The 23,176-nt window shown below is 63.3% G+C and carries 20 protein-coding genes and 1 rRNA gene; 10 read left to right on the forward strand and 11 right to left on the reverse strand.

Features of this window, described 5'->3' with window-relative positions:
- The first annotated feature begins 230 nt into the window (after positions 1-230).
- Together ACOZJV_RS25570 and ACOZJV_RS25575 are read left to right on the forward strand one after the other, a co-directional pair.
- Positions 231-1,601 (forward strand): gluconate:H+ symporter, encoded by a 1,371-nt coding sequence (locus tag ACOZJV_RS25570; RefSeq protein WP_421548794.1) that lies wholly within the window; start codon positions 231-233, stop codon positions 1,599-1,601.
- 98 nt (positions 1,602-1,699) lie between these two features.
- The gene (locus ACOZJV_RS25575) at positions 1,700-2,128 is read left to right on the forward strand and encodes a lysozyme inhibitor LprI family protein (protein WP_078472494.1); all 429 of its coding nucleotides are present in this window, start codon (positions 1,700-1,702) and stop codon (positions 2,126-2,128) included.
- An 18-nt stretch (positions 2,129-2,146) separates the two neighbouring features.
- Here ACOZJV_RS25575 and ACOZJV_RS25580 read toward each other — a convergent pair whose 3' ends face one another.
- Both ACOZJV_RS25580 and ACOZJV_RS25585 read right to left on the reverse strand, forming a co-directional pair.
- Positions 2,147-2,647, reverse strand: coding sequence for a hypothetical protein (locus tag ACOZJV_RS25580; RefSeq protein ID WP_178102981.1), 501 nt, complete (start codon positions 2,645-2,647; stop codon positions 2,147-2,149).
- 204 nt (positions 2,648-2,851) lie between these two features.
- Positions 2,852-4,165, reverse strand: coding sequence for an MFS transporter (locus ACOZJV_RS25585; RefSeq protein WP_078472495.1), 1,314 nt, complete (start codon positions 4,163-4,165; stop codon positions 2,852-2,854).
- Positions 4,166-4,343: 178 nt separating this feature from the next.
- On the opposite strand from ACOZJV_RS25585, the gene panB reads away from it, so the two are divergent.
- Positions 4,344-5,171 carry a 3-methyl-2-oxobutanoate hydroxymethyltransferase gene (gene panB / locus ACOZJV_RS25590; protein WP_020297707.1) on the forward strand — a complete coding sequence of 276 codons (828 nt, stop codon included), beginning with the start codon at positions 4,344-4,346 and terminating at the stop codon, positions 5,169-5,171.
- Here the strand turns inward: panB and ACOZJV_RS25595 are convergent.
- Both ACOZJV_RS25595 and ACOZJV_RS25600 read right to left on the reverse strand, forming a co-directional pair.
- Positions 5,147-6,544: an aminotransferase class I/II-fold pyridoxal phosphate-dependent enzyme gene (locus ACOZJV_RS25595; RefSeq protein WP_201127982.1), complete on the reverse strand. Its 1,398-nt coding sequence runs from the start codon at positions 6,542-6,544 to the stop codon at positions 5,147-5,149. The genes panB and ACOZJV_RS25595 overlap by 25 nt on opposite strands.
- Positions 6,545-6,548: 4 nt before the next feature.
- The gene (locus ACOZJV_RS25600) at positions 6,549-6,782 is read right to left on the reverse strand and encodes a Pathogenicity locus (RefSeq protein ID WP_078472498.1); all 234 of its coding nucleotides are present in this window, start codon (positions 6,780-6,782) and stop codon (positions 6,549-6,551) included.
- Between the two features lie 114 nt (positions 6,783-6,896).
- On the opposite strand from ACOZJV_RS25600, the gene ACOZJV_RS25605 reads away from it, so the two are divergent.
- The 3 genes from ACOZJV_RS25605 to ACOZJV_RS25615 all read left to right on the forward strand — a co-directional run bounded on the left by ACOZJV_RS25605 (position 6,897) and on the right by ACOZJV_RS25615 (position 11,577).
- The gene (locus ACOZJV_RS25605) at positions 6,897-8,315 is read left to right on the forward strand and encodes a TIGR00366 family protein (RefSeq protein ID WP_201127984.1); all 1,419 of its coding nucleotides are present in this window, start codon (positions 6,897-6,899) and stop codon (positions 8,313-8,315) included.
- Between the two features lie 259 nt (positions 8,316-8,574).
- Positions 8,575-10,272, forward strand: coding sequence for an acid phosphatase (gene acpA, locus ACOZJV_RS25610; RefSeq protein ID WP_421548795.1), 1,698 nt, complete (start codon positions 8,575-8,577; stop codon positions 10,270-10,272).
- 129 nt (positions 10,273-10,401) lie between these two features.
- Positions 10,402-11,577, forward strand: a complete 1,176-nt coding sequence (locus ACOZJV_RS25615) for a hypothetical protein (RefSeq protein WP_421548796.1) — start codon at positions 10,402-10,404, stop codon at positions 11,575-11,577.
- Between the two features lie 123 nt (positions 11,578-11,700).
- Here the strand turns inward: ACOZJV_RS25615 and can are convergent, their stop codons facing one another.
- Positions 11,701-12,345, reverse strand: coding sequence for a carbonate dehydratase (can, locus tag ACOZJV_RS25620; RefSeq protein WP_020297713.1), 645 nt, complete (start codon positions 12,343-12,345; stop codon positions 11,701-11,703).
- Between the two features lie 152 nt (positions 12,346-12,497).
- Between can and ACOZJV_RS25625 the strand changes: the two genes are divergently transcribed.
- A complete protein-coding gene (locus ACOZJV_RS25625) occupies positions 12,498-12,902 on the forward strand; it encodes a serine kinase/phosphatase (protein WP_078472502.1) in 405 nt (134 codons plus the stop codon).
- A gap of 79 nt (positions 12,903-12,981) precedes the next feature.
- On the opposite strand, the gene rimI is transcribed toward ACOZJV_RS25625, so the two are convergent.
- On the reverse strand, positions 12,982-13,434 hold the full coding sequence (gene rimI / locus ACOZJV_RS25630) for a ribosomal protein S18-alanine N-acetyltransferase (RefSeq protein ID WP_078472503.1): 453 nt from the start codon (positions 13,432-13,434) through the stop codon (positions 12,982-12,984).
- Between the two features lie 8 nt (positions 13,435-13,442).
- A complete protein-coding gene (locus ACOZJV_RS25635) occupies positions 13,443-14,225 on the reverse strand; it encodes an energy transducer TonB (protein ID WP_421548797.1) in 783 nt (260 codons plus the stop codon).
- Between the two features lie 178 nt (positions 14,226-14,403).
- Here ACOZJV_RS25635 and mksB point away from each other — a divergent pair, with 178 nt between their 5' ends.
- Genes mksB through mksF form a run of 3 tightly spaced genes read left to right on the forward strand, consistent with a single transcriptional unit; the run spans position 14,404 to position 19,218 of the window.
- A complete protein-coding gene (gene mksB / locus ACOZJV_RS25640) occupies positions 14,404-15,681 on the forward strand; it encodes an Mks condensin complex protein MksB (protein WP_421548798.1) in 1,278 nt (425 codons plus the stop codon).
- Positions 15,671-16,378 carry an Mks condensin complex protein MksE gene (gene mksE / locus ACOZJV_RS25645; RefSeq protein ID WP_421548799.1) on the forward strand — a complete coding sequence of 236 codons (708 nt, stop codon included), beginning with the start codon at positions 15,671-15,673 and terminating at the stop codon, positions 16,376-16,378. The genes mksB and mksE overlap by 11 nt, the downstream gene beginning before the upstream one ends.
- Positions 16,375-19,218, forward strand: a complete 2,844-nt coding sequence (gene mksF, locus ACOZJV_RS25650; protein ID WP_020297719.1) for an Mks condensin complex protein MksF — start codon at positions 16,375-16,377, stop codon at positions 19,216-19,218. Before mksE ends, mksF begins: the two co-directional genes overlap by 4 nt.
- 71 nt (positions 19,219-19,289) lie before the next feature.
- On the opposite strand, the gene ACOZJV_RS25655 is transcribed toward mksF, so the two are convergent.
- The 4 genes from ACOZJV_RS25655 to rrf form a co-directional block, all read right to left on the reverse strand.
- Positions 19,290-21,593 (reverse strand): PqiB family protein, encoded by a 2,304-nt coding sequence (locus ACOZJV_RS25655; protein WP_078472507.1) that lies wholly within the window; start codon positions 21,591-21,593, stop codon positions 19,290-19,292.
- Positions 21,586-22,209: a paraquat-inducible protein A gene (locus ACOZJV_RS25660; protein ID WP_020297721.1), complete on the reverse strand. Its 624-nt coding sequence runs from the start codon at positions 22,207-22,209 to the stop codon at positions 21,586-21,588. The genes ACOZJV_RS25655 and ACOZJV_RS25660 overlap by 8 nt, the downstream gene beginning before the upstream one ends.
- A complete protein-coding gene (locus ACOZJV_RS25665; RefSeq protein ID WP_078472509.1) occupies positions 22,196-22,855 on the reverse strand; it encodes a paraquat-inducible protein A in 660 nt (219 codons plus the stop codon). Before ACOZJV_RS25665 ends, ACOZJV_RS25660 begins: the two co-directional genes overlap by 14 nt.
- A gap of 219 nt (positions 22,856-23,074) precedes the next feature.
- A 5S ribosomal RNA gene (gene rrf / locus ACOZJV_RS25670) occupies positions 23,075-23,176 on the reverse strand; the annotation flags it as partial.

Consider the following 23,176-nt stretch of genomic DNA (forward strand, 5'->3'; position numbering starts at 1 on the left):
CCTGATGATAGTTCGATTCGCGGCGCCTACCTGCCTGTCTGACGCAATCCTCATCCTGGCGTCATCCTGCGGTTATCCGGCTTGCTGCCGAGAGATGGCCGGAATCGTTAGCTGGCTAACAAATGCACCAAAACTGGGCAAATCCCATCGGGCCGGGGCGTGTCCGGTATGCTTCAAATCTACGAAACAAAACGTAACAATTAAACCTGATCCGATAAGGAGCCCCCGCCTTGGATGTATCGACTGCTGCCTGGATGGTCCATGACACCCGCCTGATTCTCTGCTGCCTGCTGGCCATCGCCACCATCATCGTGTTGATCAGCGCGACCAAGCTGCCGCCTTTTCTGTCGATCCTGATCGGCACCTTCATCGCCGGGGTTGGCGCCGGCCTGCCGCCGGAAGAGGTGGCCAAGGCCTTCAGCAAAGGGGCCGGGGCCATTCTGGGCGAAGCCGGGATCATCATTGCCCTGGGCTCGATGCTCGGCGCCCTGATGGCCGAGTCCGGCGCCGCCGACCGGATCGCCTCCACCTTGCTCGGGCTGGGCAAGGGCCGCTCGCTGCCGTGGGTAATGGCCCTGGTGGCGATGGTCATCGGCCTGCCGCTGTTCTTTGAAGTGGGCCTGGTGATGATGGTGCCGATCATCTTCGTCATGGCGCGCCGCTCGGGGCAGCCGTTGTTGAAAATCGCCATCCCGGCCCTCGCCGGCATGACCACCCTGCACGCGCTGATGCCGCCCCACCCCGGCCCGCTGATTGCCGTCAGTGCCTTGCACGCCGACCTGGGCCTGACCATGTTGCTGGGGGTTTGCATCGCCATTCCTGCGGTGATCCTGGCCGGGCCGATCTATGGCAACTGGCTGTCCCGGCGCATGCACGTGGAGGAGCCGGCTGAGCTTGGCGCCCTGTTCAGCGCCCCGCCCAAGGCCCCGCGCCAGCCGAGCTTCGGCGTGTCGCTGCTGATTATCCTGCTGCCGGTGCTGCTGATGCTCGGCAGTACCCTGGCCAAGGTGGCAATGCCCCCTGAAAGCTCGGTTGCCCTGAGCCTGAAGTTTCTCGGTGAGCCCCTGGTGGCCCTGGGCATTGCGGTCATGGCAGCGGTGATCTGCCTGGGCTGGGCCAACGGCATGCCCCGGGAGGAAGTCGGCGGCACCCTGCGCAAAAGCCTGGCGCCGATTGCCGTGCTGCTGCTGACCATCGGCGCCGGCGGCGGCCTCAAGCAGACCCTGCTGGACGCCGGCGTCAGCCAGACCATCAGCAAGGTCGCCGAAGGCGCCCATATGCCGTACCTGCTCCTGGCCTGGCTGATTGCCGTGGCACTGCGCCAGGCCACCGGCTCGGCTACCGTGGCCACCACCACGACCGCCGGGATTCTTGCGCCGATGATGGCTGGCCTGGCCGCCACCCAAAGCTCGCTGGTGGCCCTGGCGATTGGCGCCGGCTCGGTGTTCTTCTGCCACGTTAACGATGCCGGGTTCTGGATGGTGCGCGAGTATTTCGGCCTGCAACTCAAGCAGACGCTGTGGGTCTGGTCGGTGTTGCAGAGCATTGTTTCGCTGGTCGGCCTGATCGGCACCCTGCTGTTCTGGTACGGCTTGCAGTAGCAGAGGCAAACCGCGGCATGCTGTGGCGCGCCAGGCGCCTGCCTGGTGGTGGCAGGCGCTGTAGAATGCCGGCTCTTTTATCCGCGCAAGGGCATGCCATGCTGCACCCGCTCCGGCTTTCACGGCTCTCCATCGCTCTGTTTTCCCTACTGCTCGGCGTGGCATCGGCGGCCCTGGCAGATGACCTCGATTGTTCGCGGATCACCCTCGGCGCTCAGGTCGAGCGCTGTGCGCAGCTCGACAAGGATCGCGCCGATGCAGCCCTCAACACCAGCTATCAGGCGCTGCTCGGGCGCCTGCAACACCAGTATCAGAGCCACCCGCTGCTGGAGCAGGATTACCTCGGCAAACTGAAAAATGCCCAACGGGCCTGGATCAAATACCGGGACACCAGTTGCGTGGTCGAGGCGTTTGAAGTGCAACCGGGAACGCCGGCCCACACCACCCTGATCAATACCTGCGTCAGCCGTCTGAGCCGTGAACGGGCGCGGGACCTGGACCGCTGGTTACCGGAGTGCTGCAGCTGAGGTCGCGACCCGTCCCGGTCATTCGCCCTCGACCCGCAAGGGCCTGCGGCCGCGCCGTCCCCAGGCATACGCACCCAGGCTGGCCAAGGTGACGGCCCATGCGCCGTACAGCATGCTCAACGACGATTCATATTCGCGGCGACTGTCCCGGCAACTGCTGGCCGAGGTACAGCGAGCGCGACACAGGGCCTCGCCCTCGCGACTGCAACTGAGCAGGTAGTGGCGCAGATGGCTGACGGTCAGCGTCTGGCCCTTGAACCGCGCCGGGTCCGCGTTCAATTGGCTGATACCGCGCGCAATCGTCAGTGCCAGCACCTCACCGCCTTCAGCTTCCTCAAGCAGGATCCGTCCGGGGCCCACTTCCAGCACCCTAGCGCTGAAGGTCTCGACGCTTGCGCCCTCCAGGTCGTAGTCCGGTGCGCTCTGGGTCCACAGTTCGATACCGGCAAACACCAGGCCCAGCACGAACGACACCAGAGCCATCTGCAACAGCGGCTCCAGCGTGGAAAAGTCTCTCAAGGAACACAGCGTCGATCGAATCAAGACAGCCCCCGAAAAGCCCGTGCAGGCCACGGGTTCCGGGGAGATTAGCGGGTAAATCGCCCAGGGCTGAAGGCAATTTTGCAGCGCTGTGGCAGGTAAAAACAGCAAGTCCTCGGCGAGGGCTCTAGCACGGGCCAGTCTCGAAATACGTCGATTCCGGGATGGCCCGCTTCGCCAGGATCAGCAGCCGGATGGCAGGGCCGAGCGTGTCTCACTGGGCAGGCGCGAACCGAAATACCCGGCGCTGACCACGCCCACCGCGCCCATCACCACGCAATAGATCACACACACCCATGGGCTCCAGGGCATCAGCGCGATCAACAGCAACGGCGTGGTGCTGGCCCAAAGGGCGTAGGCGATGTTGTAGGTAAAGGAGATGCCCGACACGCGGATCCGCGCCGGAAACAGGCTGACCATCACCGATGGCACCGCGCCGACCACGCCGCACCCGAGCCCGGCCACCGCGTAGGCCAGGCCAACCCACTGGCTGCCGCCGATCAGGCTCGCATACAGCAGGCCAATGCCCAGGGGCAGCAGCAGGCTGTAGAGCATCACCGTGCGCCAGGCACCGATGCGGTCGACGATCAGCCCGGCCAGCACGCAGCCGATATTCAGGAACACGATGCCCAGGCTGCTCAGGGCGAAGGTATGGCTGGCGGTCATGCCGAAGGTTTTCTGCATCATGGTCGGCGTGATGACCACAAACACCACCACCGCCGAAGTCAGGACACAGGTCAGGATCAAGGCCGGCAACATCGCCAGGCGATGCTCGCGCAACACGGTGCGCAGCGGCAGCTCGGCGTCGGTTTCGCGGCGTGCCTGCATGGCCATGAACACCGGGGTTTCACTCAGCCAGCGGCGCAACCAGACGCCGATCACCCCAAAGAGCCCGCCCAGGAGGAACGGATAGCGCCAGGCCTGATCGAGAATCTCGGCCGGGGTGAACAGTTGGGCGAGCAGGGTCGCGGTCAGCGCGCCGATCAGGTAACCGAAGGTCAACCCGGCCTGCAAGAAGCCCAGGGCATAACCGCGATGGCCAGGCGGCGCGTGCTCGGCGACAAACACCCAGGCACTGGGCACTTCGCCGCCCACCGCGGCGCCTTGCAGCACCCGCAGCACCAGCAACAGCAGCGGCGCGAAATAACCGATCTGTGCGTAGGTCGGCATGATGCCGATCAGCAGGCATGGCAGGGCCATCATCAGGATGCTCAGGCTGAAGACCTTCTTGCGCCCCAGCCGATCGGCGAAGTGCGCCATCAGGATCCCGCCCAGCGGCCGCGCCAGGTAGCCGGTGACAAAGATCCCGAAGCTTTGCAGCAGACGCAGCCACTCAGGCATTTCCGGCGGGAAGAACAGCTGGCTCAGGGTCAGGGCGAAGAACACGAAAATGATGAAATCGTAGATTTCCAGCGCGCCACCCAGGGCCGCGAGGCCCAGGGTTTTATAGTCGGACCGGGAAAACGGCGCCGGTCGCGTCTCTGGAGGCAAAGGCATAGCAGTCACTCTGTAGGGGGGACAGAAACCAAGGCGCCAATGGTCTACGCAAAAACAGCCCGGAACAACCCGAACCCGTAACTGGGTCTATTTTTAGCCAGTTTCTGTGCATTGAATCCCCTTGAGCAGCAGCAATAATCGGCAACTTTCCAAACCGCAGCAGAACAGGAAAGCCGCCATGAGCATCCATACCCGCACCCGCCGCCTGACCGTACCGCAACTGGTGGCGATGAAAGGCCGGCAGAAAATCGTCTCCCTGACCGCCTACACCAGCCACATGGCCCGGTTGATGGACCCGTTCGTCGACTTCGTGCTGATCGGCGACTCCACGGCCATGGTCGGCTACGGTCGCACTTCGACCCTGGACATGAGCCTTGAGGAAATCATCGCCCACAGCCGCGCCGTGGTCGCCAGCACCCGCCTGGCCTGTGTGATCGCCGACATGCCATTTGGCAGTTATCAAGAGTCGCCGCAACAGGCCTACCGCAACTGCGCCCAGGTGCTGGCGCGCACCGGCTGCGACGCGATCAAGCTCGAAGGCGGCAAGGCCCTCGCGCCGACCGTGGAGTTTCTGGTGCAACGGGGCATTCCGGTGATGGCCCACATCGGCCTGATGCCGCAGTACGTCAACGCCATGGGCGGGTTCAAGGCCCAGGGCATGAGTGAAGCCACGGCCCGGGCGATTGAAGAAGACGCCCGTGCCCACCTCGCCGCGGGCGCTTTCAGCCTGCTGCTGGAGGGGGTGGCGGAACCGGTAGCCCGGCGCATCAGCGAGTTCTCGGCCATGCCAACCATCGGCATCGGCGCCTCCCCCGCCTGCGACGGCCAGGTGCTGGTCACCGAGGACCTGCTGGGCCTGGGCGGCGAGCAGGTGCCGCGCTTCGTCAAGCAATACGCCGACGCCGCCGCGCTGATCAGCCAGGCCTGCGAGCGCTTTGCCGCCGAAGTGCGCGATGGGCAGTTTCCCGAAGCGCGGCACTGCTATGGGGTCGAACAGGGTTCCTGATCGATGGCCTGGGCCAGGGCCTGAATGGCGCCGGGGATATCCTGGCGCCAGTCGAGGGTGTAGCTCAGGCGCAGGTGATGCCGCCACAGGCCTTGTTGGCTGAACATTGGCCCGGGGGAAATGACCAGGCCCTGGGCCAACAGGCGCTGGTACACCTGCAACATCTCCACCGGGCGCAGGGCCTCGACCCATAACGTCGCGCCACCGGCCGCCGGCTGTACCCGCAATTGCTGGGCGGCGTGTTCCTGAAGCAGACCCTGCATCTGGCCCATGCGCTCGCGCAACAGCACCCGCAGTTTCAGCAAATGCTGGTCGACCCGCCCGGAGCTGAACAGCCGGGCCAGGGCCTGCTGACGCAGCGGCGACAGGCGAAAGGCACGCTCTAGAAACTGCCGATGCAGGCGCTGGCCATGGCCCCGGGTCAGGACGTAGCTGAACGGAGCCTCGGCGCCGATCTGCTTGTCGCACGTGGCAAACACCAACAGCCGCTCGGGGTTGGCGTAGTCACGAAAGCGCGCAGGGGCCGGGCTGAAACAAAACTCGCCATAGCTGTCGTTCTCGAACAGCCAGATGCCCCGTTCGTCCAGCCAGCGGCACAGCCGCTGTTTGTCGGCCGCCGGCATCAGGCTGCCGTGGGGCACGCTGAAGGTCGATGACAGCACCACCAGGCGCACCGGCTCACGTTGCAGGAGGTCTTGCAGCTGCTGTTGATCGAAACGCCCGGTACGGTCCAGAGGCAGTTCGATGACCCGGATATTGGCGGCGCGCAGTTGGCGCAACATCGCCCAGGAACAGGGCGACTCCACCAGCGCCACGCTGCCCGTCAGCTCCAGGGCATGCAGCGCCAGCTCCAGCAGGCTGCGCAGGTCCGGTCCCAGGTACACCTGTTCGGCCTGCCAATAGTCAGTGGTAGAGCGGGTATAGCGCTCGGCCAGGACGCTGCGCAGTTCGGGTTCGCCAAAGGGCTGGAACGGTGGCGCCTGGGAGCGCGGATACTGCCGGGTCAGCTCGCGCTCGGTCATCAGTAGCGGATTTTCCAGGGACAGCAATATGGCCGGCGCATCGCTGCACAGCGCCAACATGCCGGGCTGGCGAGCCTGGGCATAGACACTGTCGATCAGGCTCGGCCCATCCACCGGCAGTTGCGACGGCGCCAGCGGCACCCGGAAATAGCCCTGTTTGGGCCGGGACTGGATGCGCCCCTGGTCTTCAAGCAAGGCGTAGGCATGCTTGATGGTCGAGATCGAGACCTTCAGCCGCAGCGCCAGGGCCCGCAGCGAGGGCAGGCGCTGCTCGGCCTCGCTGGCATTGTCGATCCACTCAACCAGGTAGCGGTACACCGCCTGATAGGCGAAGGGGGTTTCGCGGCTCACCGGCTCAGGCGTCCCTGGCCATGGCGATGGCGGCCTGGATCGCCGCGCGGGCCTGGGGGCTGTTTTTCCAGCAACTGGAGCCCACCAGCGACGCGGCCTGGGTGACGATCTCCAGGGCATCGGCCGCCGCCAACTGCGCCAGGGAGGTGAAGCCCAATTGTTCCAGGCGCGAAACCACGGTGGCTCCGACACCCTTGACCTTGAGCAGGGCCTGACGTTCTTCAGCGGGAAATGACATGTCCTTCAATCCTTTGCAGTGGTTCCCAATTGCCGCATTCTTGCACAGTTATCGGACGCCTCCTGCCCTGGCGCCCGACCTCCTGATAAACATAAAAACACTTGAGGTATTTCCGTGTCCGCAGACATCGAAGACAGCCGCTCCGCCCGCTTTGCCCTGCGCTGTTCAAGCTGGGCCGAACGCTGGTTCCCCGACTCCTGGGTGTTCGCCGCGCTGGCGGTGATCATCGTCGCCCTCGCCACCCTGGCCATGGGCGCCAAGCCTACCGACGCCGCCATGGCGTTTGGCGACGGGTTCTGGAGCCTGATCCCATTCACCATGCAGATGGCCTTTGTGGTGATCGGCGGCTATGTGGTCGCCAGTTCGCCACCGGCGGTGAAACTGATCGACAAACTGGCGCGCATCCCGAAAAACGGCCGTTCGGCCGTGGCCTGGGTAGCGCTGATCTCAATGGTCGCCTCCTTGCTCAACTGGGGCCTGTCCCTGGTATTCGGCGGCTTGCTGGTGCGAGCCCTGGCCCGGCGCACCGACCTGCGCATGGATTACCGCGCCGCCGGTGCCGCCGCCTACCTGGGGCTGGGGGCCGTCTGGGCCCTGGGGCTGTCGTCGTCGGCCGCGCAGTTGCAGGCCAACCCGGGCAGCCTGCCGCCGTCGATCCTGTCGATCACCGGGGTGATTCCCTTCACCCAGACCATCTTTCTCTGGCAGTCCGGCGTGTTGCTGCTGGCATTGATCGTGGTTTCGCTGGTCATCGCCTACGCCACCGCTCCCGGCCCGAATTCGGCCCGTGATGCCCAGGCCTGCGGCGTCGACCCCAGCTTCAGCATGCCGGCACCGCAACCGCGCACCCGCCCCGGGGAATGGCTGGAATACAGCCCGCTGCTGACCATTGCCCTGGTGGTCCTGGCGGGTGGCTGGCTGTTCCATGAGTTCTCGACCAAACCGGCGATCACCGCGATTTCCGGGCTCAATACCTACAACTTTCTGTTCCTGATGCTCGGCGCCCTGCTGCACTGGCGCCCGCGCAGCTTCCTCGATGCCGTGGCGCGCGCGGTGCCGACCACCACCGGGGTGCTGATCCAGTTCCCGCTGTACGGTTCGATTGCGGCCTTGATGACGGTGGTCAAGGGTGTCGACGGCCAGACGCTGGCCCACCATATCTCGACCTTTTTCGTGCAGATCGCCTCCCACGATACGTACGCGCTGCTGATGGGCGTGTACTCGGCGGTGCTGGGATTCTTTATTCCCTCGGGCGGTGGCAAGTGGATCATCGAGGCGCCTTATGTGATGCAGGTGGCCAATGACCTGCAATACCACCTGGGCTGGGCGGTGCAGATCTACAACGCCGCCGAAGCGCTGCCGAACCTGATCAACCCCTTCTATATGCTGCCGCTATTGGGCGTGCTCGGGCTCAAGGCCCGGGACCTGATCGGCTTTTCCTTTGTGCAATTGCTGGTGCACGCGCCGTTGGTCCTGGTGCTGCTCTGGGCCTTGGGCACCACCCTGGCCTATACGCCACCGGTATTGCCCTGACCGCTTGGCGAGCGGGCGACGACGGCAGAGGCGCCGTCGCAGCCGGCTCGCCGAACATCCACCCCAGGACGGGCCCCGCTTACCGTCCTGTGCTTGGCTGGGCGACCGCAGCATTTGGCTTACAGTTATTTCGGACTTTTCCCCGCCAACTCCAGCTTCATCCTAGATCCGCTTTGTAGTCTTTCCGTCATATTGGGTTGCTACCGTTCGACCGAAATATTTTGTAACCAATTGACTAAAAGACCTGCAGGGAACTGGCATGAGTGACGAAAAAGACCATGACGACGCGCAACCCGCGGCGCCCGAACAGTTGACTGACACCAGCCGCCGCCGCTTTCTTGGCGGCGTTGCCGTTCTGGGGGTAGGCGCTACCTTGAGCGCCTGCGGCGGGCCCGGTGAACCGGGTAAACCCCAGGAGCACCCACTCTCGCCGGCCGAGCTGGACCAGGCCCTGCGCGAGCAGGTGAAGAACGTGGTGGTGATCTACGCCGAAAACCGCAGCTTCAATAACCTATTCGCCGACTTCCCCGGGCTGGAGCAGCCGTTGTCCTCCCTGAAGCCGGGCGATTACCAGCAGCGCGACCGCGACGGCAGCCTGCTGCAAACCCTGCCACCGATCTGGGGCGGCATACTGCAGGTCGGCCCGCAACACCTCGATGGGGTGACCTACCCGATCGAAACCCAGTTCCAGCAGAACCTGCCCAACGCTCCGTTCGCCCTCAAGGGCCCGAGTGGCGAGGACCTGCCCCTGGGCCTGGTGACCCGCGACCTGTGGCACGTGTTCTATCAGAACCAGATGCAGATCAACGATGGCAAAAATGACGGCTTTGTCGCCTGGGCCGACTCCGGCGCCCTGACCATGGGCCATTACCCGCAAAGCCGCTATTCCCTGCGGCTGTGGGATGTGGCGCGGGAATTCGTGCTGTGTGACAACTTCTTCCAGGGGGCTTTCGGTGGCTCGTTCCTCAACCACCAGTACCTGATCAGCGCCGCCGTGCCCGTCTACCCGGACGCGGCCAATTCGGTGGCCAAGTCGCAGATCGCCACCCTGCAAAGCGACAACCCGCAAGACACCCGGCTCAAGCCCCTGGAAAAATCCCCGGCCAGTGCCATGACCGGCCCGCCGCAGTTCGGCCCCAGCGCCCTGACCCCGGATGGCTACGCGGTCAACACCATGGCCCCGCCCTACTGGCCGACCTGGATCCGCGACCCCGACCGCCCGGACTACGCCAAGGCCGACCTGCCCAGCGTGCTGGTGCCCCAGACCCACGAACACATCGGCGACAAGCTGTCGAAAAAGAACGTCGACTGGGCCTGGTACGGCGGTGCCTGGCAAGCAACCCTGGACCAGTTCAAGGACTCGACCGGCCTGCCGAAGATTCCCAACTTCCAGTACCACCATCAACCCTTCAACTACTTCAAGCGCCAGGGGCCGGAAAACCCCGAAGAGCGCAGCAAGCGCCTGCGCGACGGCGGCCTGGGCGACGAATCGGGGAGCAACAGGTTCCTGGCCGACGCCGAATCCGGAAAGCTGCCGGCCGTGAGCTTCTACAAGCCCCAGGGCAACCTCAATATGCACGCCGGTTACGCCGACGTGGCCTCCGGCGACCGGCATATCGACCGGGTGCTCAAGGTGCTGCGCGAAAGCCCACAGTGGTCAAACATGGTGGTGGTGGTCACGGTCGACGAAAACGGCGGCTGGTGGGACCACGTGGCGCCGCCCAAGGGCGACCGTTGGGGCCCGGGAACGCGGATCCCGGCCCTGGTGGTGTCGCCCTTTGCCCGCAAAGGCACGGTGGACCACACCATTTACGACACCGCCTCGATCCTGCGCCTGATCACCCGGGTGTTCCAGTTGGAGCCCCTGGACGGCATCAAGCAACGTGACGCCGCCATGGTCGCGCGCGGGCAAAAGCCCCTGGGCGACTTGAGCAACGCCCTGCAATTCAAGCGCTGACCCTCACCGGCACCGCGCAATCGGCGCCGCTGATGAAGTTTTTCCTACCCGGCTCCCGCTCACCCGCTAGTGTTCCCCTGTGGATATTCACCCCGCACAAGCGGGGTTCTCGCCGACAAGGAGCCAAGCATGAATAAACTCACCGGACTGTCCCTGGGCCTCGCCGCCCTGATCCAGGGCGCACCGGCCCTGGCCGCTGACGTGGAGGTGCCCCTGGGCAGCCCCCAGCGCGTGACCCAACTCTTCGCCTATCCCAATAATTGCAACGTGATCTGCTTCCGCAACTGGACCCTGGAACAGACCGTCGAGCATTACCTGACCCAAAGCGTGCAACGCGACGGCTACAGCACCGCCCGGGTCAAGGTCAGCGGCGATCAACAGCAGTTGCACGCGACCATCAGCGGCGTGCCCCAATCCTACGGCAAACCGCTGACGGCCCTGCTGGATGCCGGCGACCTGGCCTACAAGGGCGCCAGCCAGCTCAATACCGACGGTAAATGGGCCTACAGCTGGTACCTGTTCCTGCCCCTGGGCATGGCCCTGGAACAGCGCAAAAGCGTCGAGTTGCTGCACTTCCCACCGGACTATTCCCTGACCCGTGCCCAGGATTACCTTGAATCAGCCACCACCGACCGCTGGGCGACCCTGCTGACCGCCAATGGCATCGCCGCCGAGCAGACACCGGGCTATCAGACCATTGTCGACATCGCGCCCATCGCTGCGCCCTCCAGCGCCGGCAAGGACCTGGAAGGCGTCTATGACTACTTCAAGGACTACCAGACCAGCATGGTCAAGCAGGTCAGCCAGAGCGCCGACGGCAAGGCCTTGCCCATGGTGGCCTTCGGCGCACCGGTGCGGAACTGGATCAAGCAGCAATACGGCGCCAGCGTCGGGGTACTGGGCCTGGGGCAGATCAGCCCCAACCCGGGGGTGAACGTGCCGGTGCTGGGCTCCAACCACCCCAGCTACATCTGGTACGCGGCGGACCCGGCCAACTACGACAACGATCAGGCCAAGGCCGATGCCGCAGGCTTGAAGGTGATGGGGCAGGATTTGAGCGCCGCGTGCTGGCAGGCGGGCATGGGCAGCACGCCGGGCAGCGATCCGAGCGCGCAATTGCAGCGCTGCACCCAGACCTGGCAGGTGACCGACAAGGCCAAGACCTGCGAGCTGTTCTACACCTCGGTCCGCGACCTGACCCCGCCACAGGCCCAGGCCAAATGCGCAACCGCGCCCATCAAGACCCAGCTGCAACAGCTCAAAGCCCCGGCGCCCGTGCCGAGCACCGAAGTGCCACACCTGTAACCCAAAACCTGTAGCCGCTGCCGCAGGCTGCGCTGGCCATCCCAGACACCGCATTTCTTCAGATGAGAATGCGGCGTGTGCAAGGGCCAGCGCAGCCTTCGGCAGCGGCTACGCGGTTTCGGCTCAGATGGCGCCGACCGGACGCAGGCGGTATTGCGGCGGCAGTTGCTCGAAGCCGCTGATGGTTGCGTTCAGGCTCTTCCAGCGACCGTCCTTGATGCCGTAGATGCAACCGTGAATCGACAGGCTCTGCCCACGATGCCAGGCGTTCTGCACGATGCTGGTATGGCCGACGTTGGCCACCTGCTGGATCACGTTCAGTTCGCACAGGCGGTCAACCTGCTCTTCCTCGGTCGGCAACTGCCCCAGGGCTTCGCGGTGCTCGTAATACAGGTCGCGGATCGAACGCAGCCAGCCGTCGATCAGGCCCAACTGACGATCCTGCATCGAGGCACGCACGCCGCCGCAGCCGTAATGGCCGGTGACCAGGATGTGTTTGACCTTGAGTACATCCACCGCGTACTGGATCACCGACAGGCAATTGAGGTCGGTGTGCAGCACCACGTTCGCCACGTTGCGGTGCACGAACAGGTCGCCAGGCAACATGCCGACGATCTCGTTGGCCGGCACCCGGGCGTCGGAACAACCGATCCACAGGTACTCTGGAGTCTGCTGGCGCGCCAGCTTGGAGAAGAAGTCCGGGTCTTCCTGCTTGATCGCCTCGGCCCAACGCTCGTTGTTATCAATCAGATCTTGTAGTTCGTTCATGCTGTGAAGCCTCAAGAATGATGCGCTGGTATGACAGACGACCGCCTGTCGAGGTCACGTGTGTTGCGTAGATACCGGCTATCCCTCGCAGTGGAATCTTGAGCGGCGCCGCAGGTCCACCCCTTAAGCCCCAACAGTATGAGGATATAGCCATGACCGAATCACGACGTCCTTACGGTGCGCCGCAGCCCGAGCCCATCGATGACAACGAAGACCGCATGGGCTCGATGGAGGAGCTGCATTTCGACGACGAAGAGCCCAGTGCCAAGATCGGCGACACCATCCCCGAGGCGGAACTGGAGCACCGCCTGCCCGCCGAGCGTGTCCGCGAAGCCGGCCTGACCGGGGCCTCGACCGCCGACCACGAGCCCACCGACGACGACCTCAGCCCTGAGACCCTGATCCACGAGGATGGTGCCCGTTCGGCCAATGAAACCGGCGACGGCGAACAGGCCGACTGGGACCTGAGTATTGTCGATGAAGACGATATAGGTGGCGGCAATGGCCTGGATGAAGCCGAACTGGCGCGCCGCGAACCGCTGGACGGTAACCGCTGACCCGAAAGGGCCTGCGACCGGCACTAAAATCGGCGGCGGTGGATTCGCTCCACCGCCGTCTACAGCGAAACCGGGCCGGTCAGTCGACCAACGTGCAGGCCATCACCAGCGCATCTTCGCGCCCGCCCACCGCCGGGTAGTAATCGCGACGCCGTCCCACTTCGTTGAAACCATAACGCTCGTACAACCGATAAGCGGTCTGATTGCTGGAGCGCACTTCCAGGAAGCACTCGCGCGCCTCCTTCTCGTAGGCCCGTTTCATCAATTCCTCGAGCAGGCGCAAGCCCAGGCCGCGGCCCTGGCTTTCCGGCTTGACGGTGATGTTGAGCAGATGCGCCTCGTCGATGATCACCTGGATCACCCCGTGCCCGACCTGCTGGCTGCCTTCGAACATCAGCCACACTTCATAGGACTTGAACGCATCCATGAAAATGCCGCGGGTCCAGGGGTGGCTGAACGCCGCGTACTCGATCTTCAGGATGGCATCCAGGTCCGCCTCGGTGGCGAGGCGGAAGTTCACGGCATCACTCATCTGTGTTCTTACTCATCAGTACTCTTCCAGCGCGCCATCAGCCGACGCATGGCTTGCCAGACGTCAGCCTTACGCTGTGGCTCTTCCATTAATAGTTCCAGCCCAGGCAAGGCCCAGGCCGAACCCAGGCCTTCGACCTGGAGTTCGCGGTTGTAGGATTCGGCGTTGGCCTCTCCGGCAAAACGCACCGCCGGCAAGCCGATCAGCCACAGGCAGACGCAGGGTTCTTCCTCGACCCGCACCGAAACAAAGGCCTGGACGAAATCCCGGGCCGCATCGGGGCCCTGGTCGAGGTTGCCGCGCGTGAGCATCGGCCAGCGCACCGGCTCGGCGACGATCTGCGGACTGTCGGGCAAACCGGCGGCACGCAGCATGTCTTTGAGCAGCAGGTAGGCCGGATCGCGGCTCTGGAACGCTTCGCCGGTCGGCAGTTCGACCAGCAGCAGGCAACGCCCGGCACGCAGCAATTGCAGGGCAAAACGCGGCGGTGGCACCGGCGCAGCCTTGGGCACGACCGGTGTCGGTGCCGCCTCTTCCACCGGCTTGCTGGCCGGGCGCGCACTGCTGCCAGGGCGCGGCACTTCGATTTTTGCCCGTTCCGCAGGCTTGGCGACCGGCGGCTCTGTCGGCGCCTTGGCCACGACGGCAGGCGCAGGCACCTCGACCGGCGGTTCTGGCAGCTCCAGCAACTCGGGACGCGAAGGCGCGGCAAAGGGCAATTCGGTGCGCGGCAGCCAGTTGACCACCTGCATGGCGGTCAAATAAGCGCGACGACGGGACTCGATAAGCAAAGGTCGGCCACTTGTGGATAACTGAGGTGGGGGATTCTACCGCCCTTCGACGAAGATCGCCCGCTGTTGATCGGTTTGAAAACCGACAGTCCGTCTCATCAAAAGACCGGGGGTGAATCGTCGACCGCCTGATGCAGTACAATCGCTGCTTTTCATTGCCAACCAGCCGGCCATTCCGATGATCGAACCCAAGCGCGTCTTGCGCGCCCTCGCCGAACACTGGGCACTTCTGGAGCCACTGTGCGAGCACTTCGACCAAGGCACCCTGAGCCTCGCCGAACTGCGCAGCCAACTGGCCGCCCAGCAACTGGACAGCACGCCCCAGGACATCACCAGCCTGCTGGACGTGTGGATCCGCCTCGACATCCTGGTTCCGGTGGCGAAAAGCCCCAACCGTTTCGAGCTCAACGCGCAGATCCACGACTTCCTGGCCTACCTGCGGCGCGAACACCGCCTGGGCCTGTGCCTGGAGATCGAAGCCTACCTGCGCCACCTGGAGCGTCTGGCGGGTTATATCCAGGACGCGTTTGATATCCGCGACAGCAATGACCTGGCGCGCCAATTGCGCCTGCTGGACATGCGGGTACGCGATGTATTGAAAAAACTCGCCAACGACGAACAGGCCCTGGTGGCCGTCGCCGAGCGGGCCAAGACCAGCGACCGGCAGATCCCCCTGCGCCAGCGCTATGCCGAGGTACTGGCGACCTGGGACGAATACGTCGAACCGATGATCCAGCTGGTGAACGCCGACGGTGCCTTCGAACAAGGGGTGCGCAAGGTCGAGAACGTCCTGCTGCGCATGCTCACCGAACAGCAGCGCCTGGGCCACCTGGTGGACGACGACATGCTGCTGCGCACCCACGCGCGGATCCTCGAAATGCAGACCAGCGCCCAGCTGACCCTGCGCCACGCCCGCGAGCTGCTGCTGCCATTGCGTGAAGAAGCGCGCCGGCACAACGCCGTAACCCGTGGCGCGGCCTTGGCCCTGTCGGCGATCCGGCGCAAAGGCATCGACGCCGTGCCGCAAGCCGCCATGCCCATGTTCACCCGGCCGCAAAGCACCTTCCTCGGCAGTTCCGGCCAGGTCGAGGCCTATGTGTATGCCCTGGCCCGCTTCGAACCCAAGCCTGCGCGCTTCCCCAAGGCCCACAAGAGCCACAAGGGTGAAGCGCCGCGGGCACCACGCACGGTCAAGGAAATGCTCGAGCGCTGCGAAGATGCCCTGCCCATGCCGGACCTGATGCACTGGCTGCTGGAACAGGAGCCGGACGGCGCGACCGACGAATTGCTGTACTGGTTCTCCCGTTTATCCCGGGAAAAACGCTTCAAGCGCGAGCGTCTCGAACGCCGCGACTACTACACCCATGAGCACCAGGTCAGCCTGCGCTCCTTCGCCCTGCTCTCGGCACGCGATGACCAGCCTGAGAATTCTGCGAGCACTCCTCATGCATCTTGATCTTTCCGAACTGTCCCAGCTGGCGCCGATTTTTCGCGAGCTGTTCAAGGGCTATCACGTCAGCCGCCGCGACCCGGAGCTGTACGCCCAACTGTCGAACTTCCAGGACCAGTACCGCACGCTGTTCAAGGCCCTGGGCTTTGAGCTGGTGTGCGACACCCGCGGCTTCTATTACTTCGTCCCGGACCTGGCCGCCGCCCAGGTGAACAAGACCGCCCAGCGCCTGGCGCTGTTCACCTTCATCCTCGTGGAACACCTGGCCGACCAGGGCCGCGACCCGATCGCCGTGCTCGACGGCGGCAGCCTGGGCCGCGATGAACTGCCTTCGTTGCTGGAAAAGTACCGCGACCTGTTTATCCAGGCCGAAGTCCAGACCCAGGACGAACTCGAAGAAAAAATCATGCGCCGCATGACCCAACTGGGCTTTGCCAGCGAGGAGCCGGGCATCTACCGCTTCCTGCCGCCGATGCACCGCTTCCTCGATGTCTGCCTCTCGGTTCAGCAGGACCGCGACCTGGCCGCCAGCCTGCACAGCGTGCTGCCGTTGCCGACGCCGGTGCTGATCGACCCCGACAGCGACGAAAAACTGCTGGAGACCGACGATCCGCTGGACCTCAGCGAATTTGTCGAAGGTGAAGACAGTGAAGAGGACGCACTGGCCCGGGCCATTGCCGAAGAACAGGAGCTCGACGCATGAGCAAGGAACGCTACGGCATCCGCCGCTTTGCCCTATTGAACACCGCCGGCTACAGCCTGGGCCTGTTCCCGCTGGAAGAGCCGCTGTCGGTCTACGGGGCGAACAACCTGGGTAAATCCGCCTCGATCAACGCCCTGCAGTTCCCGATTCTGGCGCGCATGTCGGACATGAGTTTCGGCAAGTACAGCCTGGAACAATCGCGGCGCTTCTACTTCGCCTCGGACACCAGCTACATCCTGGTGGAAGTGTCCCTGCCCCATGGCCCCCACGTGATCGGCGTGGTCGGGCGTGGCCCAGGCGGTGGTTTCGGTCACCAGTTCTTCGCCTATGCCGGGCAGCTGGACCTGGCCCATTACCAGAAAGACGACACCTGCCTGCGCCAGAAAGAGCTGTTCACCAATCTTGAGCGCCAGGGCCTCAAGGCCTATGAGCTCAAGCCTGATGAACTGCGGCGCCTGCTGGTCGGCGGTCACACCTCGATCCCGCTGGACCTGACCCTGATTCCGCTGCGCTCCACCAGCGAGCAGAGCCTGAAGACCTTCCGCGCGCTCTTTATCAACCTGCTGCACATGCGCGAAATCACCGCGGCCAAGCTCAAGCAGCTGTTCCTCGATGCCTTCGAGCACAGCCTGCGTTCCGGCAGCGTCGACTACATCGCCGCCTGCGAAGAAGCCTTCCGCGACGTGCGCCGCATGGAGCAGGACTACAACTGCCTGGTGTCTGCCGGCCCGCTGGTGGAAGCCCTGGCCAACGGCGTGAAGCAGCGCGACCTGCTGCGCGGCAAGCTGCACCGTATTTCGCCGCTGCTGGATTCGCTGCTCGGCACCTGGTCCGACTACGCCAGTGCCCGCAAGGAAGAACTGACGGTCCAAGCCGAGCACTACCGCCACGAACAGGACGCCCTGCAAAACGACCAGCGCGGCGGCACCCAGGAACTGATGCGCCTGGAGCGGGAAATCAGCGGTATCCAACGCTGGCTCGGCGAGTTGTCGGTGCTCAAGCATCGCTTTGCCCTGGTCGATGACGTGAAAGTCCTGGAGCAGCAACTGCTGGCGGCCAAGGATGCCCACGATGAACTGGCCGGCGCCCTGGCCCAATCCCGGCAGTTCTCTGCCGAGGACCTGGAAGAGCGCCTGCGGGACCTGGAAAAACGCCTGAAGTCGGTCAAGCAGCAACTCGATCACGCCGACAACAACAGCTATGCCCGACTGCGCGAAGAGTTTTCGCAGCAGGACGTCGAACGCCTGATGCGCCTGTTCAACAGCGCCCTGTTCAGCCTGCCCCTGGGCGAGCACGGCATTGCGCTGGACGAGAACGGCGAGTGGGTCAAATCCATGGAGCTGATCCTCGACGCCTTCAAGGGCGAGCGTTTCGAAGTGCCGGGGCTGAGCATCGACCTGTCGCACATCGAACCGCCTGCGCTGCAGGCCCTGGCCGACCGCGCCGCCCTGCGCGACCAGAAGGAGCGCCTGGAAAAAGAACTCAAGCAACTCAAGACCCAGCAAGCCGTGGCCGCTGACCGCGCCGCGAGCAAGACCCAGACCGAAGCGCTGTACCAGCAGGTGCTGGACGCGCAAAAAGCCCTGGAAGACTTCCGCCGCGCACAAACCCTGAGTGCCGAGGAAGGCGAGAAACTCGAACAGCTGGCGCAGATGGAAGCCGCCCAGGATGAACTCAAGCGCTCCAGCGACGCCTTCACCGAGCGCGTCCAGCAACTGTCGGCCAAGCTGCAATTGGTTGGACGGCAAATTGCCGATATGGAAGCCAAGCAACGCACCCTCGACGACGCTCTGCGCCGCCGCCAGCTGTTGCCTGCCGATCTGCCATTTGGCACGCCGTGCATGGACCCGATCGATGACTCGATGGACAACCTTCTGCCCCTGCTCAACGACTATCAGGACAGCTGGCAGGGCTTGCAGCGGGTCGACGGACAGATCGAGGCGCTGTACGCCCAGGTCCGTCTCAAGGGCGTGGCCAAGTTCGACAGCGAAGACGATGTCGAGCGCCGCCTGCAACTGTTGATCAACGCCTATGCCCACCGCACCGACGAAGCCCTGACCTTGGGCAAGGCACGTCGCGCGGCGGTCACCGACATCGCCCGGACCCTACGCAATATTCGCAGCGACTACGACAGCCTCGAACACCAGTTGGCGCTGTTCAACCGCGAGATCAACAAACGCCAGGTATCCAACCTGCAGAGCTTCCGCATCGTCCTTGCGCCGAACAAGGAAGCGCTGAAGCACATCGATCAGATCATCCACAGTGCCGGTCAGTATGAAGAAGGCGAAACCCTGTCGGTGTTCGACCTGAGCCAGAGTGCCGAGCAGGACAACAAGAACGAAGAGGCCAAGGAGTACCTGGCGCGCCTGGTGGCGGCCAACCATAACCAGTTGGGCCTCAAGGACCTGTTCGAACTGGCGTTCGAGATCACCAAGGTCAATGGCCAACCGGTGATCCACACCGACATCGACGGCGCGGCGTCCAACGGCACCACCATGACCATCAAGGCGCTGACCAACATGTACTTGTTGCTGCACTTGATGGATCGCGACCAGGCCGGACGCGTGCGCTTGCCGTACTACCTCGATGAGGCCGCCGACATCGACGAGAAGAACCAGGCCGCACTGCTGGAAACCAGCCTGCAACTGGGCTTCGTGCCGATCCTGGCCAGCGTCAAACCCCAGGTATCGGCCCATGTCGCCATCGACCTCGAAGGCGGCAGCGGCCCGAACGGTATCTACATCGACGAGGCGGACTGGAAGTTCATCCGCCGTCACGATCAGGTCAAGGCGACCTTGAACGTCGCAGCAGAACCGGAAGCGGAGCTGGACCCGATTTAAATCAGGCCCGCCGCAACAAAAAGGCCGCGATCTTCACAGATCGCGGCCTTTTTTATGGGGGCCCGCTGAGCTTATTTACCGAGAGGGATCTTCGGCGCCCAGGTCAGCCATTCGTCTTCGAATTTATCGAACAACGGGAAGGTCTGCTCAGGCCGGGCCGGATTGCCCATGCGCTCGCCGTCTGGCGTGGCGAAGGCGATACCGCCCTGGATCAGGGTTTCCAGGGATTCGGTACGCACCGTCGCGCCCTTGAACAAGCCGAAGTCCAGGCCAAAGCCGCTGGTGTTCCAGAAGCGCGTGCCGCCACGAATCAGCGGTGCGTACTTGGGTTCGATCAGCACCCGAATCAGCACTCGATCGGCGGTTTTGCCCAACTCGTAACCGGTGACCTTGCCCACCGCCACTTCGCGATAAGTCACCGGCACCCCGACCTTCAATGAACCGCGGCGCGCAGCGCTGAGCACCAGGCTCAGGCCGGCTTCGGGCGCAGCGGTTTCCGGTGGTTGGGCCAGGGCGATAAAGCTGGTCTGCGCCCCAAGGCTCTTCGCGGCAGGTTGGACTTCGATGTATTGACCGGTAACCAGGGTTTCCAGGTTGGCGGTCTTGATCAGGCCCAACTCGGGCTTGACCACCCAGAACTGGCTGCCAACCCGGGCGATGCGCTCCGGCACCTCGGTGATACGTGCCTTGAGCACCACCGACTGCAAGTCGGCACTCAGGTCGACCTCTTCGATCTTGCCCACATCCAGGCCTTTGAAACGAATCGGCGTTCCCGAGCGCAGGCCATCGGCGCGGTCAACCTTGATGCTGATCAGGGTGCCTTTTTGCGCCGCCTCTTCCTGATTGGCAAACAGGCGGAAGCGCGGGATACGTTTCTTCAGGGCCACGTTAGGCCGTGGCGTATCAAAGGCGATGCCGCCCGCCATCAGGCTTTGCAGGGATTCGCTCTTGACCTGGATACCGCCGGTCAAGCCACCGGTCAGGGTGATGCCACTGACGTTCCAGAAGCGGGTCGAACCGTTGACCAGGTTTTCGTATTCCTTCTCGATGTGCACCCCGATCACCAACTGCTTGCGGGTGCGCGAGAACTGGTAACTCTGTACCGAACCGACCTTGACCTGTTTGTAGAGAATCGGACTGCCGACATCCAGCGAGCCCAGGTTATCGGTGAACAGCACCATGTGCAGGCCAGGGGAGCGCAGGTCCAGCGGCGGCGCCTTGGCTCGGGCCTCGAACTCCCGTTGCGGCGCGGCGCCCTTGTCCCCAGGGCGGATGGCGATGTAGTTGCCTTTCACCAGCGCCTCGAGCCCGGTGATGCCAGCCAGGGAAATCGACGGTTTGACGATCCAGAACTGCGTGCCCTGGACCAGGTAGTCCTCTGCCAGAGGGTCCAGGGTCAACTCTGCGGTGGCGCTGGACAGGTCAGGGTCGACCTTCAAGGTTTTCAAGCTGCCGACCTGGATGCCTTTGTACATCACCGGCGTGCGACCGGCTTGCAGGCCTTCGAAGTCGGACAGTTTGACCTTGACCCGAATCCCGGCCTGGGCCGCGTCGAAATCCTCATACAGACGGAACGGCAGGCTTGGGTCGGTGGGCGGGCTGTCCTTGCGGTTCTCCGGCGTGGCAAACGCAATACCGCCGGCGACGATGCTAGCCAGGGATTCACTGCGCAGTTTCACCCCGGACAGGTTGGCGTCGATGCTGATGCCGCTGGCATTCCAGAAACGCGTGTGTTTGCGCACCAGGTTGGCGTAGGTCGGCTCGATAAAGACTTTGATCTCGACCGTGTTCTGGTCTTCCGACAGCAGGTAGCTTTTGACCTGGCCGACCTGGATCTGTTTGTAGAACACCGGGCTGCCACGGTTCAGCGAGCCCAGCCGCTCGGCCTTGATGGTCAGGTGCAGCCCGGGCTTGAGGTCCGATAGCGGAGGCTCCTGGGCCAGCGCCTTGAACTTGCGCGAAGGCTCGCCTTCACCGGGGCTGACCGCGATGTAGTTACCGGAGACCAGGGTTTCCAGGCCGGTGATCCCGGCCAGGGTCACGCTGGGTTTGACCAGCCAGAAGCGGGTGCCGGTCTTGAGGTACTGCTCGACATCCTTGTTCATCTCGACGGTGGCGATTACCCCTTTGGAGTTGCCCTCGTCGTCCAGGGCCAGGGTCTTGACCTTGCCCACCGGCATGCCTTTGTAGACCACTTCGGTCTTGTTCGCCTGGATGCCCTCGCCGCTTTCAAAGCGGACCTGAACCTCGATCCCGGTCTGGCTGTAGGCACGCCAGCCCAACCAGCCACCGATGATCAACGCAATCAGGGGCAAGACCCAGATGGCCGACCAGTTTGAGGCAGGACGGGTTTTAGCTTTAGGCAAATCACTCATGGTCGTCGTCCGACTCCGTGTTATCCCAGATCAGGCGGGGATCAAAAGTTACTGCGGCGAGCATTGTCAAAATCACCACACTGGCAAATGCGACCGCACCGAGATTGGCCTCGATGCTGGCCAGCCGACCAAAATTCACCACCGCTACCAGGATGGCGATCACAAAAATATCCAACATCGACCAGCGGCCAATGAACTCGATAAAACGGTACATGATGATGCGCTGGCGTGCCGATAACGGCTGATGGCGCTGCACCGAAAACAGCAACAGGGCGATCCCCACCAACTTGAAGGTGGGCACCAGAATACTGGCGATAAATACCACGGCAGCGATAGGGAACATCCCGTGCTGAACCAGGGTGATGACACCCGACATGATGGTGTCCCCTTCGCCCTGCCCCAGGGTGCTGACCGTCATGATCGGCAGCAGGTTGGCCGGGATATAGAGGATCGCTGCGGTGATCAGCAACGCCCAGGTCCGCATGATGCTATTCGGGCGACGCGGATGAACCAGCGCCCCGCAACGGGTACAGACCTGCTCGTCGGTATCGGGTTCCTGCTTGTTCAATTCATGGCATTCGGTACAGATCAGAATGCCCGCCTCAATCGCCCGCATGAAGATCCTCTCCTGACAAGGCCTCCCAGATCTGATGCGGCGACATGACCACTTCCAACCAGACCTGGACCAATAACAAACTGACAAAACACACCAGGCCCAGGCCCACCGAGATGGCGGCCAAGTCGGCCAATTTGACGATCGCGACCAGCACGCCCATCAAATAGACCTCCAACATGCCCCAGTCGCGCAGATGGTGATAAATGCGGTAAAGCAACAAACCGTAACTGCGGCCGATATTCCAGCGGATGCTCAGCAATACCAGCAGTTGGCACAGCAGCTTGAGCAGCGGAATCCCCATGCTGCACAGGAACACCACGACGGCCACACCCTGCATGCCGGTATTGAACAAGCCCAGCACACCACTCCAGACCGTATCTTCGGATGTCTGTCCGAGTAGATTGAGCTGCATGATGGGTAAAAAGTTCGCAGGGACGTACAACAACAAGGCGGCAATCACCAACGCCAGGCTGCGCTCTACGACATTATGACGATGGGCATAAAGCTCGTAGCCACAGCGCGGGCACAGGGCTTTTTCACCGTGAGCGAGCTCAGGCTTGCGCATCAAGAGATCACACTCGTGGCAGGCCACCAGGTCGTCCAGCGGTAAATCTGACAACCCGGAGGCGTCAACCGGATCTGGCATAAGGGACTCTGGCTCTAAAAGGGGTAGCCGCTATTCTAGTGTCCTGGCCTGAAAATAACTGTGCAAATTTGTGGCGGGCACAGCGGCAGCTTCAAGTGGATAGCAGCAAGCTGCAGCCGAACAAGGTGCCTGCAAGGTCGTCCCCAAACAGCCAGCACTTTCCTGCGCGCAAAAACAAAACCCCTGATTGCGTCAGCAATCAGGGGTTCTGGAATTTAATCTTGACGATGACCTACTCTCACATGGGGAAACCCCACACTACCATCGGCGATGCATCGTTTCACTGCTGAGTTCGGGATGGGATCAGGTGGTTCCAATGCT

The organism is Pseudomonas sp. QD4 (genome assembly GCF_049199125.1).
Classification (GTDB): Bacteria; Pseudomonadota; Gammaproteobacteria; order Pseudomonadales; family Pseudomonadaceae; genus Aquipseudomonas.